15 protein-coding genes are annotated in these 14,537 nt (G+C 69.4%); 3 read left to right on the top strand and 12 right to left on the bottom strand.

Features of this window, described 5'->3' with window-relative positions:
• Positions 1-102: 102 nt before the first annotated feature.
• The 7 genes from pdxS to coxB form a co-directional block, all read right to left on the bottom strand.
• Positions 103-993, bottom strand: coding sequence for a pyridoxal 5'-phosphate synthase lyase subunit PdxS (pdxS, locus tag Tbon_RS08040; RefSeq protein WP_158067211.1), 891 nt, complete (start codon positions 991-993; stop codon positions 103-105).
• A gap of 128 nt (positions 994-1,121) precedes the next feature.
• Complete coding sequence (locus tag Tbon_RS08035) at positions 1,122-1,640, bottom strand: hypothetical protein (protein ID WP_158067209.1); 519 nt, start codon at positions 1,638-1,640, stop codon at positions 1,122-1,124.
• 39 nt (positions 1,641-1,679) lie between these two features.
• Positions 1,680-2,186: a hypothetical protein gene (locus Tbon_RS08030; protein WP_158067207.1), complete on the bottom strand. Its 507-nt coding sequence runs from the start codon at positions 2,184-2,186 to the stop codon at positions 1,680-1,682.
• Between the two features lie 12 nt (positions 2,187-2,198).
• On the bottom strand, positions 2,199-2,768 hold the full coding sequence (locus Tbon_RS08025; RefSeq protein WP_158067205.1) for a cytochrome c oxidase subunit 3: 570 nt from the start codon (positions 2,766-2,768) through the stop codon (positions 2,199-2,201).
• Positions 2,769-2,972 carry a cytochrome C oxidase subunit IV family protein gene (locus Tbon_RS08020; protein ID WP_158067204.1) on the bottom strand — a complete coding sequence of 68 codons (204 nt, stop codon included), beginning with the start codon at positions 2,970-2,972 and terminating at the stop codon, positions 2,769-2,771.
• Positions 2,973-2,987: 15 nt separating this feature from the next.
• Complete coding sequence (locus Tbon_RS08015; protein WP_225734578.1) at positions 2,988-4,847, bottom strand: cytochrome c oxidase subunit I; 1,860 nt, start codon at positions 4,845-4,847, stop codon at positions 2,988-2,990.
• Between the two features lie 3 nt (positions 4,848-4,850).
• Positions 4,851-5,621 (bottom strand): cytochrome c oxidase subunit II, encoded by a 771-nt coding sequence (gene coxB, locus Tbon_RS08010; protein WP_192497839.1) that lies wholly within the window; start codon positions 5,619-5,621, stop codon positions 4,851-4,853.
• A 234-nt stretch (positions 5,622-5,855) separates the two neighbouring features.
• Between coxB and Tbon_RS08005 the strand changes: the two genes are divergently transcribed.
• On the top strand, positions 5,856-6,431 hold the full coding sequence (locus Tbon_RS08005; RefSeq protein WP_158067201.1) for a hypothetical protein: 576 nt from the start codon (positions 5,856-5,858) through the stop codon (positions 6,429-6,431).
• On the opposite strand, the gene Tbon_RS08000 is transcribed toward Tbon_RS08005, so the two are convergent.
• On the bottom strand, positions 6,428-6,901 hold the full coding sequence (locus tag Tbon_RS08000) for a pyridoxamine 5'-phosphate oxidase family protein (protein WP_158067199.1): 474 nt from the start codon (positions 6,899-6,901) through the stop codon (positions 6,428-6,430). The two genes, Tbon_RS08005 and Tbon_RS08000, sit on opposite strands and share 4 nt — an antisense overlap.
• Positions 6,892-7,509, bottom strand: coding sequence for a hypothetical protein (locus Tbon_RS07995; protein ID WP_192497838.1), 618 nt, complete (start codon positions 7,507-7,509; stop codon positions 6,892-6,894). The genes Tbon_RS08000 and Tbon_RS07995 overlap by 10 nt, the downstream gene beginning before the upstream one ends.
• Before the next feature lie 140 nt (positions 7,510-7,649).
• Between Tbon_RS07995 and Tbon_RS07990 the strand changes: the two genes are divergently transcribed.
• On the top strand, positions 7,650-9,953 hold the full coding sequence (locus Tbon_RS07990; protein WP_158067195.1) for a CaiB/BaiF CoA-transferase family protein: 2,304 nt from the start codon (positions 7,650-7,652) through the stop codon (positions 9,951-9,953).
• On the opposite strand, the gene Tbon_RS07985 is transcribed toward Tbon_RS07990, so the two are convergent.
• The 3 genes from Tbon_RS07985 to secA all read right to left on the bottom strand — a co-directional run bounded on the left by Tbon_RS07985 (position 9,950) and on the right by secA (position 13,859).
• Positions 9,950-10,798 (bottom strand): PIG-L deacetylase family protein, encoded by an 849-nt coding sequence (locus tag Tbon_RS07985; RefSeq protein WP_192497837.1) that lies wholly within the window; start codon positions 10,796-10,798, stop codon positions 9,950-9,952. The two genes, Tbon_RS07990 and Tbon_RS07985, sit on opposite strands and share 4 nt — an antisense overlap.
• 77 nt (positions 10,799-10,875) lie before the next feature.
• On the bottom strand, positions 10,876-11,259 hold the full coding sequence (locus Tbon_RS13850; protein ID WP_192497836.1) for a hypothetical protein: 384 nt from the start codon (positions 11,257-11,259) through the stop codon (positions 10,876-10,878).
• Positions 11,259-13,859 carry a preprotein translocase subunit SecA gene (gene secA / locus Tbon_RS07980; RefSeq protein WP_158067191.1) on the bottom strand — a complete coding sequence of 867 codons (2,601 nt, stop codon included), beginning with the start codon at positions 13,857-13,859 and terminating at the stop codon, positions 11,259-11,261. The genes Tbon_RS13850 and secA overlap by 1 nt, the downstream gene beginning before the upstream one ends.
• A 171-nt stretch (positions 13,860-14,030) precedes the next feature.
• Between secA and Tbon_RS07975 the strand changes: the two genes are divergently transcribed.
• On the top strand, positions 14,031-14,471 hold the full coding sequence (locus Tbon_RS07975) for a plastocyanin/azurin family copper-binding protein (protein ID WP_158067189.1): 441 nt from the start codon (positions 14,031-14,033) through the stop codon (positions 14,469-14,471).
• Positions 14,472-14,537: the final 66 nt, after the last annotated feature.

The following is a 14,537-nucleotide window of genomic DNA, read 5'->3' as shown; positions in this document are numbered from 1 at the left end:
GGAGATGCCGGCAAGCGCGGCAGGGCGCGGAAACGGACGATGCCCGCCGGGCGGGGCGGGCATCGCGGACGGGCGGGCCGGGAAATTCGGACGGGCCGGGGGCTACCAGCCGCGGGTGGCGAGCAGCTCTTTTTCGCCGAGGGAGGCGACGGAGATGCCGGGCATCGCCTTGCCGAGGCCGCGGCTGACCCGGGCGATGACCTCGGGGTCCTGGTAGTGGGTGGTGGCCTCGACGATGGCGCGGGCGACGGCCGGCGGGTTTTCGGACTTGAAGATGCCGGAGCCGACGAAGACGCCGTCGGCGCCGAGGCGCATCATGAGCGCGGCGTCGGCGGGGGTGGCCACGCCGCCGGCGGCGAAGTTGACGACCGGGAGGCGGCCTTCGCGCTTGACCTGCTGGACGAGTTCGAGCGGGGCGCCGAGTTCCTTCGCAGCCGTGTAGATCTCGTCGTCGGAGAGGGTGGTGAGCCGGCGGATTTCGTCCTGGACGGCGCGCATGTGGCGGACGGCCTCGACGATGTCGCCGGTGCCGGCTTCGCCCTTGGTGCGGATCATGGCGGCGCCTTCGCCGATGCGGCGGAGGGCTTCGCCGAGGTTGCGGGCGCCGCAGACGAAGGGGACCTTGAACTGGTGCTTATCGATGTGGTGGGCTTCGTCGGCGGGGGTGAGGACCTCGGACTCGTCGATGTAGTCGACGCCGATGGCCTGGAGGACTTCGGCTTCGACGAAGTGGCCGATGCGGGCCTTCGCCATGACGGGGATGGTGACGGCCTCCATGATGCGGTAGATGATCTCGGGGTCGCTCATGCGGGCGACGCCGCCGTCGCGGCGGATGTCGGCGGGGACGCGTTCGAGGGCCATGACGGCGCAGGCGCCGGCTTCTTCGGCGATTTTGGCCTGTTCGGGGGTGACGACATCCATGATGACGCCGCCCTTGAGCATCTGGGCGAGGCCGACTTTGACTGCCCACGTGCCGGTCTGTGCCTGGGACATGGTGATCCTCCGGGACGGGATGTGGTTCTGAGTGTAGGACGTCGAGGCGGCTGGCAGTAGGGCCGGTCTTGTGCATGCCGCGGCGCGGCCGGCCGGCCATGTGAGCCGGGTGACAGGTCGGCCGGGGCTCAGCGGGCGGCGCGGGCGGAGAGGGAGGCCCGGAGGAAGGGCCACTCGCTTGCGAGGATGGGCACGGGCCGGGAGCTGCGCCGGGTCCACGGTGCGGCACGGACCGTGACGGCGTGGCAGGCGCGCGTTTCGAAGGCGTAGCCGAGGAGGAGCAGGAGGGCTTCGCTGAGCGCGGCCTCGTGTGCTGCAGGGCGGGAGGGCCAAGAAAGGCCGGCGACCGCGACCGGCAAACCCCGACTGGCGTCGCCGGCAGCGCGGACTGGGGCGGTCAGCCAGGCGAGTCCGGCCGGCGGCCCGCCGCGCGGGGCCACAGTCCAGGCCGTGCAGGCGCCGGCGCCGAGGGCGGCGAGGGACGCCGCCAGGGCAGCTTCGGGGTCGGCGCCGCGGGCGATGCGCTCGCTGGCGGCCACGAAGAGGCCGCGCGCGGCGGGTTCGAGGGCGCCCGGGACGACCGGTTCGAAAAGAACGTGCCGGCCCTCGAGCCGGGGAGGAGCTGACGGCGCAGGCGGGAATGGCACAGGAAGCTCCTTCGGCGGCCGCGCCCGGGGCGTGCGGGGTCAGGCGGGGGAGGGTTCGGCAGGTTCGTCGCCGAGGCGGCGAGCCACGATGGCGGCGACGCCGAAGGCGATGCCGAACGGCACGCCGAGCAGGGCCGCAGGGATGAAGGTGACGGTTATCGGCGGGCGACGGTCGAGCTGGTAGCCGATGACGCCGCCGACGTGGAAGGTGCAGGCGATTTGGCCGTCTTTGTCGGCGGGGTGAACTTCGGCGGTGGCGCCGGGGCGAATGAGGGCGCCGGCGAGGTAGTGCTCGACGGAGTCGTTGTTGGTGATGCGGACGGTGCCGGTGCGGCCGCCGCGGATGACGGACGGGACGCCGGGGACGCGGCGGCCCTGGGCGATGAGTTCGGAGGCGCCCGGCGGGATGACGATTTCGTCGGGCGCCTCGGCGGTCGTGGGTTCGAGCAGGGCCCACCAGAAGACGCTCACCAGCCAGCCGACGACAAACCCGCCGAGGGTCCAGAGGAGGAGCTGCCGCGCAGCCGAGCCGGTGAGCAGTCGCATGGCGGTATCCGCCTACTTGGTGAGGTAGAGGGCCGGGTAGTAGAAGACCCAGACGACGTCGACGAAGTGCCAGTACATGACGACGGCGCTGACGGCCCAGGGATTTTTGGAGCTGTAGCGCCCGCGGAGGGCCTGGATCCAGACGAGGATGAGCATGACCACGCCGGTGATGACGTGGGTGGCGTGGATGCCGGTCATGGTGAAGAAGACGGAGCCGAAGGACTCGTAGCGGTGGAAGTGGGCGGTCGACCATTCGAAGGCGACGCCGCCGGCGAAGATGAGGCCGAGCAGGATGGTGAAGAAGAGGTACCAGCTCCCGACCTTCTTGTTGTCGTGCTCGATGGCCGTTTCGGCGGTGTAGGCCGTGACGGAGGAGAGGAGGAGGACGATGGTGATGCCGAGGCCGAGGAGCTGGTCGAGCTCTTCGCGGTGGATGCCTTCGAGGTAGAAGCGGGCGCTGAGGAGGAGGCCGAAGAGGATGGTCTCGGAGAAGAAGAAGAGCCAGAGCCCGGCGCGGTTGATGGCGAGGTGGTTATGGGCCGGGGCGTGCGCGGCGGGCTGGTGTGCGGTTGCGAGCGCCATTTAGTGGGCCTCCTGGGGCCGCCAGAGGCGGTAGATGTGCATGAAGTAGTAGACGATGAGCCCGGCCTTGCCGACGGCCGAGGCGGTGATGCCGAGGAAGCGGACGAGGTCGTCGTCGATGTGGGTGGCGAAGAGGTATTCGGTGACGGTGAGGACGGCGAGGATTGCCGCGACGATGAGGCCGGTTTGCATCGGTTTGCGCATGGTGGTGACTCCTCGTTACTGGCCGCCGCCGCCCGCCGGGGCGCCGGCGAAGCCGGCCGACGGCGCTGCGGGGAAGGTCGCGTGCTTTGAGCCGGGCACGCCGTAGTCGTAGGGGCCGCCGCTGACCACGGGCGGGACAGGGAAGTTCTCATGCGGCGGAGGCGAGCTGGTCTGCCACTCGAGGGTGCGGGCCTGCCAGGGGTTGGCCTCGGCGACGGGGCCGCGGACCCAGCTGTAGACCATGTTCCAGATGAAGACGAGGAAGGAGGCGCCGAGGAAGAAGCCGGCGAGGCTGACGGCGAGGTTGAGCGGGTCGAGCTCGGAGGGGTAATCGGCGATGCGCCGGTTCATGCCCTTGATGCCGGGCAGGTGCATGAGGAAGAAGGTGGCGTTGAAGCCGATGAACATCCACCAGAAGTGGAGTTTTGCGAGGCGTTCGTTGTACATGCGGCCGGTCATCTTGGGGAAGTAGTAGTAGATGGCCGCGAAGAGGGCGAAAATTTCGCCGCCGACGATGGTGTAGTGGAAGTGGGCGACGACGAAGTAGGTGTCCTGGAGGTGGATGTCGGTGGGGACGTCGGCGAGGAAGATGCCGGTGACGCCGCCGCAGGCGAAGTTGAAGATGACCGCAAGGGCGAAGAGCATCGGCGGTTTCAGCCAGAGGCGGCCGAGCCAGATGGTGCCGAGCGCGGAGAGGAAGATGAGGCCGGTGGGGATGGAGATGAGCTCGGTGGCGACGAGGAAGGGCCCGTGGAGGTAGTTGGGCATGCCCGAGGTGAACATGTGATGGGCCCAGACGACGCCGCTGAGGCCGAGGATGCCGAGGAAGGCGGCGACGGCGTAGCGGTAGGCGAAGAGCGGCTTGCGGGAGAAGTGCGCGATCAGTTCGAGCGCAAGGCCGAAGCCGGGGAGCACCATGATGTACACGGCGGGGTGCGAGTAGAACCAGAAGACGTGCTGGTAGAGGAGGGGGTCGCCGCCGTTGGCGCTGTTGAAGAAGGAGAATCCGAGACGGTCGAGTGCGACGAGGAGGAGCGCCGCGGCGAAGCCCTGGGTGTAGAGGAGGGCGATCCAGGAGGTAGCGAACATCGCCCAGACGAAGATGGGAAGCCGGCCCCAGGAGAGGCCAGGGGCGCGCATGTAGATGATGGTCACGATGAAGTTGAGCGCGCCGAGGATGGAGGTGAGGCCGAATGTGATGATGGAGAGGTCGAAGAGGATCTGGGCGCTGTTCGCGCGGATGGCCAGGGGCGGGTAGGCCGTCCAGCCGTGTTCGATGCCGCCGAGGAAGGGGGTGGCGAGGAGGCCGACGGCGACCGGCGGGACGAGCCAGAAGGTGAGGGCGTTGAGGCGGGGGAAGGCCATGTCCTGGGCGCCGATCATGAGCGGGACGGCGTAGTTGCCGATGCCGCCGATGACCGCGGCGACGGCCACGGCCACCATCAGGATGCCGTGGAGGCCCATGGCGCCGTTGTACTGGCCGTTGCTGATGAACTGGTGGCCGCTCTGGGCGAGCTCGAGGCGCATGAGCATGGCGAGGGCGCCGGCGAGGAAGAAGACGACCATGAAGGTCACGAGATACTGGATGCCGATGACCTTGTGGTCGGTGTTGAAGGTGAAGTAGCGCTGCCAGCCGGGCAGCTGCCGGGTGTAGGTTTTGAGGCCGAACCATTCGCGGCCCCACTGGCCCCACATGCCGATGCCCATGAGCCACATGAAGACGCCGAGGACCCAGCCGCCGATGATGTTGATTTCGCCGCCCCAGGCGTCGGGATAGCCGAAGAGCCAGCGGAGGATGGCGACGATGCCGAGGCCCAGGTAGAACCCGATGAGGCCGAGACCGAGTGCACCGAAGACGGACTTTACTGCATACATGGGCTATTTCCCCTCGCTCTTGAGGCTGGCGAGCCAGGCCTCGAATTCGGATTCGGAGACGACGCGGATCGGCAGCCACATCTTCGAGTGGTCGAGCCCGCAGAGTTCGGCGCACTGGACGCGGTAGGACTGGTCCTCGTCGTAGGCGCCGAGCTCCGTGGGGAAGACGGTCATGTACGTGGTCCGCCCGGGGATGGCGTCGATCTTCATGCGGAAGGCGGGGATCCAGAGCGAATGGACCACGTCGATCGAGTTGACGTTGAAGCGAACATGCTTGTTGACCGGGATGACGACCTCTTTGCCCTTCGTGAGGGAGACCTGGGTGCCATCCGGGTAGTCGAAGGTCCACTGCCACATGAAGGCGGTGGCGTTGATCTCGAGGTCGGCCTCCTCCTTGCCCCAGCCGTAGGTGGTATAGCTGGACTGGAGCTTGGCGAGGCCGGTGAGGCCGGGATAGATCATGACGAAGACAGCCAGGGATCCGGTGACTGCGAGCCAGATACGCGGGATCCAGCCGGAGCCACGGATGGGCGGGCCGTCCTCCGCGGGCCGTTCGCCCCGGACGCGCCAGGTCAGCGCGGCGTAGGCGACGACGGCGATGACAAAGGTGAAGACGGGAATGCCGAGGATGAGGAGGAAGCGGAAGATGCTGTCGAAGTCCTCGGCTTCGTGGGAGCCGACCGCCGGGAAGAGGTCGGCGAAGACGAGGAGCTCGCCGATGGCGGTGAGGCCGGCCCAGAGGAGGGCGACGCTGATGAGGTGTTTCCCGTGCAAGGGCAGCGCTCCATGCGAGGATGAAGGCGACGGAGGGCGGCGGACTCCCCCATTCCGTTCGCCGCGGCAGGTTCATGCTAGGAAGGGGCGGCGGGGAGGCGGTACGGCCGGCCGGGTACCCATCTGGTGACCGGTTGGCCCTCCCCCGGACCAGAAAACATCGGCGATATCGCGGGCGTGCATAGCCGGGCTCCCGGGATGCTGGCGGGCCGGCGAACGGCCGACAATGGGAGCGTGAGGTGGCTGCGTCGGAAAGAGAAGGCGGCAGCCGCGCCGGAGCCGAAGCCGGGGTTCGGGGCGTGGCTCGTGCTGCAGTTCGCCGGGGAGGAGCCGCTGGCGGGGATGCCGTTCGCGCGGCTGGAGCGGGTATGCAGCAATGCGGCGTCGCTGGTGTGCGGGGCGGCGTTCGCCCGGCCGGAGCCGTTCGAGCGGCCGGAGGTGCTGCGGCCGGCGATGCGGGAGGAGGCGGCCGTCGTCTCGCGGCGGACGGCGGACGGGTTCCGGGCAGCCCTGGCCGACCGGGAGAACACAGTGCTGGCGTGGCCGTGGGAGCATATCGGGACGAGCGTGGCGTGGCAGGCGACGCGGGCGGGGACGGTGGAGGCGGCGCAGCTCGGCGAGCGGGTGGAACAGCTCGCTGCGGCGTACGGCATCTACTTCCGGGAGCAGCTCACGGCCGTACTCGACCTGTGGAGCCAGGTGGCGGCGGGCGTGTACCGGGGCGAGCAGCCGCCCGACCTGCCGCGGATGGGCGCGCAGATGCTGGCGGCGTTCGAAGCCCAGCAGGGCCGTGAGCGGCCGGGGGCCTAGCCGTTTGCCGGGCGCCAGATGCGGGGCGGCTTCCCGGTCATCATTTCGCTGAGGCGGGAGACTTCGATGCGGATGGGGTCGAGCCGGAGCGCGCCGAACGTGGGGTCGGAGGGGCCGTTCCGCCAGAGGGTGCCGGGGTCGTAGCCGAGCGGGGGCGGGGTCGTTTTGAAGAGCTCCCAGAGCCACTGGCGGCGCTCGAGGGAGGTATCCCAGGAGGCGCGGCACTCGGCGTACACCTGCTCGTGCTGCTGGTCCCAGTAGGCGACGGCGACCCACGGGTTGGCGGCGATGTGCTTCGCTTTGAGGGAGAGGGGCGAAGTGGCGATCCAGCCCACGTGCCCATCCCAGATGGGGTGGAGGATGCGGGAGCGCGGCCGCCCGCGCGTGTCGACGGTGGTGACGACCGCCCAGACGATGCGGCGGGTAATGGTGTCGAATTCGGGCTGCAGCTGAGCCCAGGTCACGTCCATGCGCGGCCTCCGGTGGGGGATGTCCGCGCGGACTGTACAAATTTTTGACTAGCGCTGTCGACCCGGGCGGCGGGTTCGCGGCGCGCAGCCGGGCGCGAACGGCGGCGCTGTTCGGGCGGGACGAGGAGCGAAAGCAGGGCGGGCGGCAGTTCGAACCCGGGGCCGGCGCGGCCGGCGAGGAGCCAGGCGGCGAGGGATGCTGCGGCAGCATCGTCGCCGGCGAGCGCGGGGAAGGCAGCACGGAGGGCGCTCACCAGGGCGCCCAGGGCGGCGGGAGTTGCGGGGATGGCTGCGGGCTCGACGCCCAGCGCAGCGAGCGCCGCACGGAGGGCGGCGAAGGCGGGGCCGGGCGGGGAGCCGGGGCCGGGGAGGGCGTCGCGGAGGAGGGCGGCGAGCGCGGCGAGGTCGGGAGGCTGGCGGAGGTGCTGCCAGGCGGCGCGGGCCTCGGGGGAGAGCTGGACCACGTCGGCGCCGGGCGCTGCCGGGGGTGTGGCCCCGGGCGGGGCGACGGCGAGCCGTGCGAGCGCCTGGCGCGTTTCGGCGGCGCGGGCGTCAGCCGCGCGCTGGTAAAGGGCCGGGGGAAGGTCGGCATGGTCGATGATGCGCATCGCAGTGCCTTTGCCGTGATGGTCGGCTGCCGGCGCTGCCGGCGGAGCGGCGGGCACCCAACCGTCCCACGGCTGTCTCCGGCCGTCGACCTGGGGCAGGGCAATGCCGATGCGGCGGCGCCGGGCTATAGTTCCGGGCCATGAGTGCGTTCAGCGGATTCCGGGTCATCGATTTCTGCCAGGGCATCGCCGGGCCGATGGCGACGATGCTGCTTGCCGACTTCGGCGCCGAGGTGATCAAGGTGGAGCCGCCGGGGGGCGACCGGATGCGGGAGCACCCGGGGTACTGGTGCTGGAACCGGAACAAGCGGGTGGTGACCCTTGATCTCCACCAGTTCGACGGCCTGGCTGCCGCCCGGCAGCTCCTTGCCAGTGCGGATGCCGCCGTGTTCGACTGGACCCCGGGGGAGTTAGAGCGGAGCGGCCTCGACTCCGTTTCCGTGCGAGGCGCCGACCCCGCCCTGGTGCACGCATGGTTTCCGCCCTACTCCCCCCTTGGACGATGGAGCCAGCTGCCGCCGGACGAAGGGCTGCTCGAGGCGGTCTCGGGCGTGGCGTGGCTGCAGATGAGCTACGAAGACCGGCCGACCTACCTGGTGACGCCGCAGGTGCAGTACGGCCAGGCGATGCTGGGCGCGGGGGCACTTGCCGCGGCGCTGTATGCGAAGCTGCGCACGGGCAGGGGCCAGACGCTCGAGGTGAGCGGCCTGCACGGGGTGGCAGCGGTGGAGAGTGGCGGGACGATCAAGGCGGGGGAGATGTTCCGCCTCGGGGGCCGGGGGAGCAGGGGCGGTGTGCCGAACTACCGGCTGTACGAGTGCGCCGATGGCAAGTGGTTCTTCCTCGGCACACTGACGCCGCAGTTCTTCCTGAAGGCGCTGGAAGCGACGGACATGCTCCACCTGATGGCGCTGGAGGGCGTCGAGGGCGAGTTCACGAACCTGCTGAAGCCCGGGGTGAACCAGCAGGTGATCGAGGCGCTGGAGGCGAGATTTAAAGAAAAGCCGCGGCAGGAGTGGCTGGATATTCTCCAGGAGGCGGGCGTGCCCCGCGGGCCGGTTGGGACGCTCGAGGAGTGGTTCAACAGCGAGACGGTGCGCGCGAATGGGATGCGGGTGGAGCTGGCGCACGAGCGGCTGGGCAGGGTGGTCATCCCCGGGGTGCCGGTGAAGCTCAGCGCGACCCCGGGCGCCGTGCGGCATCTCCCGCAGCCGGCGGCCCTGGCGGACATCCCGGCGCACGAGCGGGTACGGGGCGGCGACGGGCCGGTGCTGCCGGGCGGGCCGCTGGCGGGGGTGCGGGTGCTCGACCTCGGCGCGTTCATCGCGGGGACGTACGCGCCGACCATCCTCGCGAACTGGGGCGCCGACGTGATCAAGGTGGAGCCGCTCGAGGGCGACCCGTTCCGGACGTACGGGCTGGGCTTCGTGGGCTACAACCGGGGCAAGCGGAGCCTGGCCATCGACCTGAAGCGGCCAGAGGGGCGGGAGGTGTTCCTCGACCTGGTGCGGGTGAGCGATGTGGTGCTCGACAACTTCCGGCTGGGGGTGCGGGAGCGGCTGGGGATCGACTATGCGGCGCTGCGGGCGGTGAACCCCCGGATCATCAGCTGTTCGGTGACGGGGTACGGGCCGAGCGGGCCGCTGGCGCAGGACCCGGGGTTCGACCCGCTGGTGCAGGCGCGGAGCGGCCTGATGGCGCTGCAGGGCGGCGACGACGAGCCGGTGTTCTACCAGATCCCGGTGAACGACACGGCGAGCGCCATGATGGCGGCCTTCGGGGTGGTGGCAGCGCTGGCGGCGCGGGAGGTCACGGGCGAGGGGCAGGAGGTGACGACCTGCCTCGCGAACCAGAGCGTGCTGACCCTTTCGGGCGAGGTGACGTGGTACGAAGGGCGCCCGCCGAACCCGAAGGGCGGGCTCGACCTGCTGGGTCTCTCGGCGCTGAACCGGTACTACCAGTGCGCGGACGGCTGGGTGCTCATCGCGGCCACGAAGCCGGAGCACTTCCACGGCGTGTGCGCGGGACTCGGGCACCCGGAGTGGGCCGGGGGCTGGCTGGCGGAGCAGGCGCTCCGGGAGCCGGTGGAGGGGAGGCTGGCCGAGCGGATCGCCGGGGTCCTGGCGGGAATGCCGCGGCTGGAGGTGCTGGACCGGCTGCTGACGCGGGGGGTGCCGGCGGCGTCAGCGGTCTCGACGGACGAGCTATTCGAGGACCCGTGGCTGCACGCCTCGGGGTACTTCGAGGATTTTGAGCACCCACAGCTGGGAACGGTCCGCGGGCCGCGGCTGCTGGGGTGGTTCCCGGAGATGCCGAACGGCTATCCGCGGCGGTCGCCGCTGGTGGGCGAGCACACGGTGGAGGTGCTGCGGGAGTGCGGCATCGGCGAGGAGCGGGTTGCGGCGCTGCTGGCGGCCGGGGTCGTCCTGCAGGCGCAGGGTTAGCCGGCGGCGGCGCGCTGGGGCTTCGGACGGGGCTCGGCCGGGGCTGCGGCCTGCGGCTGGCGCATGGGCCGGCGAATGCTCCACCGGCGGAAGCGCTCCTCGATCGGCTTCCCGGGTTCACGCTTCTCGCGCTCGGCCCGCTCGCGAAGGAAGTCCTCCTTCGTGCGGCCGCCGAGCTGGCTGGTGTGGCAGAGGATCGCTTCGATCTTCTTCTCCCAGTAGTCGGTGATATCGACGCTGTAGTCGGGCTTATCGGCGCCGGCGAGGAGGACTTCGTTGACCTGGTGGCTTTCGAGGCCTTCGTGCTCGTGGTGCTGGTAGAAGAGGCGGTCGCGGACGATGGGGTAGATGGCGTCCATGGTGGCCTGGCCGACGTTGCGGTGGTCGCGGTGGTTGAAGGTGCCGCGGAAGGCGTCCCAGGTGATGACGACATCGGGCCGGTAGAGGCGGAGGAGGCGGACGATCTGGCCGCGCAGCTCGGCGCTTTCGGAGGTGAAGCCGTCGGGGTAGCCGAGGAAGATGCACTCCTTGACGCCGAGGACGCGGCAGGCTTCGCGCTGCTCTTCTTCGCGGATGGCGGCGAGCTTTTCTGGGTGCATGGCCGGGTCGTGGGTGCCCTTGTCGCCGCTGGTGACGACGACGTAGATGACCTCCCAGCCCTCGGCGCACCACTTCGCGACGGTGCCGGCGCAGAGGAAGTCGGCGTCATCGGGATGGGCCATGATGACCATGGCGCGTGCGGGGCCCTGGATGGGCGGGAGGGCGTCGGGCTGGGGCTGGGGGGCCACGCTGGCCTCGGGCTGCTGGCGCTTCTTTTTCTGCCGTTTCTCTTTGCCTTTGCTCATGGACCTGCGGAGGGCGTCTGCGAGGGTGTGGGGCAACTGTACCAGAGGCGGGCGGGAGCCGGGCGGCACGGGCAGGCCTAGGCGCCGCGCGGGCGGACGCGGAGGGCGAGTTCGCCGCGGCCGATGGGGCGCCGCTCCACGAGCGCGAGGGAGGCGGCGGGGAGGAGGGGTTCGAGCTCCTCGGGGGCGGGCGACTCCGGTTCGGCGGGGTCGAGGATGAGCCAGGCCTCGCCACGGGCGACGGACGTCATCCATGCGAGGCGGCTGAGGAGGCCGGGTTCGAGCTGGGCGCGCTCGGGCCACCAGAGGATGCGGGGCGTGGGCTCGGCGGTGAGGATGGAGCTGGCGAACGCTGGCCGGGGCTTCATGCGTGAGGCTTCGGCGAGGACCGAATCAGGCGCAGAGACGAGCATGATGGGGCCATCGCCGGTGCTGAGGCCGAGGTCGGCGAGGGCGCCCATCAGCGGATCAGCTTCCGCCGTTTTGCGGCGCTGGAGCCCTTGCCGCCGCCCTGGGGCGCTGCGCCGAGCCGGCGGATTTCGTCGGGGCTGGGGCCGCTGGCCTTCGCGAGGATGGGCGCGGCTTTCTGCGCCGGCGCCGGGGCGGCAGCGCCGTCGCCGTCGGGAGCGGGTGCGGGCTGGGGAGCAGGCTGCTGGACGACCCGGACCTTGAAGATGGTCCGGGCGACCTGGCGGCGGATGTTCTGGACGAGCTGCTGGTACATGTCGTGGCCTTCGCGCTTGAAGGCGACAAGGGGGTCGACCTGGGCGTAGGCCTGGAGGCCGATGCTCTGTCGGAGCTCTTCGATGGCGGTGAGGTGTTCGCGCCAGTGGGTATCGATGGCTTCGAGGAGGAGCCAGTGCTCGACTTTGCGCATGTTTTCGGGGCCGATGGCGGCTTCCATCTGCTCGTAGCGGTCTTCGGCGCGGTCGAGCAGCTCGTCGGTGAGCTCGTCGCGGAGCTCGGCCATCTCCTCGATGGTGGGGAGGTCTTCGGGGAGGAAGATTTCGCGGAGCTCGGCGTGGGCGAGTTCGAGCGACTCGATATCGTCGGGGTTGACGTTCTCGGTGATGCGCTCGATCTCGCGGAAGAGCATCTCCTCGAGGACGTTGGCGCGGGTATCGACGCCGCGGAGGATTTTGTCGCGCTGCGTGTAGATCTGCTTGCGGTGCTCGTTGATGACGTCGTCGAACTCGACGAGGCGTTTGCGGATATCGAAGTTGTGGCCTTCGACCTTTTGCTGGGCCTGCTCGATGGCGCGGGTGACCATGCGCGATTCGAGGGGCATGTCCTCGGTCATGCCGAGCTTCTGCATCATGCCGGGGACCCAGTCGGGGGCGAAGCGCTTCATGATGTCGTCGCCGAAGGAGACGAAGAAGCGGGAGGAGCCGGGGTCGCCCTGGCGGCCGGCGCGGCCGCGGAGCTGGTTATCGATGCGGCGGGACTCGTGGCGTTCGGTGCCGATGACGTGGAGGCCGCCGAGCTCGGCGACGCCGGGGCCGAGCTTGATGTCGGTGCCGCGGCCGGCCATGTTGGTGGCGATGGTGACGGCGCCGCGCTGGCCGGCCTGGGCGACGATCAGGGCTTCGCGTTCGTGGTGCTTGGCGTTGAGGACCTGGTGGGGGATGCCCCGCCGGGTCAGGAGGCTGGAAAGGTACTCGGACTTTTCGATCGAGGTGGTGCCGACGAGGACGGGCCGGCCGATGCGGTGCATCTCCTCGATTTCGTTGACGACGGCGTTGAACTTGGCGCGCTCGTTGATGTAGACGACATCGGGGTGGTCGACGCGGATCATTGGGCGGTGGGTGGGGATGACGACCACATCGAGCCCGTAGATCTTGTGGAACTCTTCGGCCTCGGTTTCGGCGGTGCCGGTCATGCCCGCGAGCTTTTCGTAGAGGCGGAAGAGGTTCTGGAAGGTGATGGTGGCGTAGGTGATCGATTCGCGCTGGATGGGCACGCCCTCTTTGGCTTCGACGGCCTGGTGGATGCCGTGGCTCCAGCGGCGGCCGGGCATGAGGCGGCCGGTGAACTCGTCGACGATGATGACTTCGCCGTCGCGGACGACGTAGTCGCGGTCGATGCGCTTCAGGTACTCGGCATCGAGGGCAGCTTCGAGGTGGCGGGCGAGGCGGGGGTCGCCCTCGAAGATGTTGGGGATGCCGAGGGCGCGTTCGACGCGCTCGATGCCCTCTTCGGTGAGGGCGATGTGCTTCGCCTTGTGGTCGATGACGTAGTCGATCTCTTCGCGGAGGCCTTTGACGGCGCGGGCGAACTTGATGTACGTCGCGCTGGCCTCTTCGGCCTGGCCGCTGATGATGAGCGGAGTGCGGGCTTCGTCGATGAGGATGTTGTCGACTTCGTCGACGATGGCGAAGTAGAGGTCGCGCTGGGCCTTTTCTTCCCACTCGCGGACCATGTTGTCGCGGAGGTAGTCGAAGCCGAACTCGTTGTTGGTGCCGTAGGTGATGTCGGCCTGGTACACCTCCTTGCGGGTGGCCGGGCGGAGGTCTTTGTAGCCGGTTGCGGGGCCTTCGGCTTCGGGCTCGTAGCCCGGTTCGTACATGAAGGAGATGCCGGCGTTCTGGATGACGCCGACGGACATGCCAAGGGCGTGGTAGACGGGGCCGTACCAGGCGGCGTCGCGGCGGGCGAGGTAGTCGTTGACGGTGACGACGTGGACGCCGCGGCCGAGGAGGGCGTTCAGGTAGACGGGGGCGACGGCGGTGAGCGTTTTCCCTTCGCCGGTGCGCATTTCGGCGATGCGGCCTTCGTGAAGGACGATGCCGCCCATGAGCTGGACGTCGTAGGGGCGTTCGCCGACTTTGCGGGCGGCCATCTCCCGGGTGACGGCGAAGGCTTCGGGGAGGAGGTCATCGAGCGTTTCGCCTTCGGCGAGGCGCTCCTTGAATTCGACGGTTTTCGCGGCGAGCTCCTCATCGGAGAGGGCTTCGGTCTCGGGGGCGAGGTCGTTGATCTCGTCGACGATTTGTTGGAGGCGCCTCAGCTCCCGCTCGTTGGAGTCGCCGAGGATGCGATTGAGGAAACCAAGTTTCGGCATGCTACGCCCAGTGTAGCGCGGAACAGGCAAGGCGCGGCAAGGCCGGGGAAACGGGCTGAACGGGTGCCGCGGCTTTCCCGTATCCGAATGCCGGGTTTTCGTATGTGTTGACTGGCGGGTAAAGCCTCGTTTACGTTCCGCGGCGGGACAACCAAACAGGGGGAGGGCACGATGCTCAGGGTTCCGTCCGGTGCTCGGTCCGCCATGGCGGCCGCGCTTCTCGTTGCAGGGATCGCCGCAGGGCTGGGAGCCGGCTGCGGCGGGGATGACGACGATTCGACGACGCAGCTCAACGCTGAACTGGTCGACTGGGGGGTTAAGCTCGACCGGACTTCGGTACCGGCTGGGGACGTCCGGGTGAAGGCGAAGAACACCGGCTCGACAGAGCACGAGCTGGTCTTCGTGCGCACGGACCTGCCCGAAGACAAGCTGCCGGTCAAGGACAACAAGGTCGACGAAGAGCAGGTGGAGGTGGTCGGAGAGATTGAGAAGTTCCCGGCGGGGAAGTCGGAGTCGGCGACGCTCACTCTGCCCGCGGGCCGGTATGTGGTGATCTGCAACGTCGCGACCCACTACGGCCTCGGGATGCACACCGTGCTGCAGGTGCAGTAGGCGCGCCCGGTCGCGTTCAACCAGGCAGGAAGGCGCCGCAGCTGCGGCGCCTTCTTCGTGTGACGT

Origin of the sequence: Tepidiforma bonchosmolovskayae (genome assembly GCF_008838325.1) — a bacterium.
Lineage (GTDB): Bacteria > Chloroflexota > Dehalococcoidia > Tepidiformales > Tepidiformaceae > Tepidiforma > Tepidiforma bonchosmolovskayae.
This window is presented reverse-complemented; position numbering and strand designations above follow the sequence as displayed.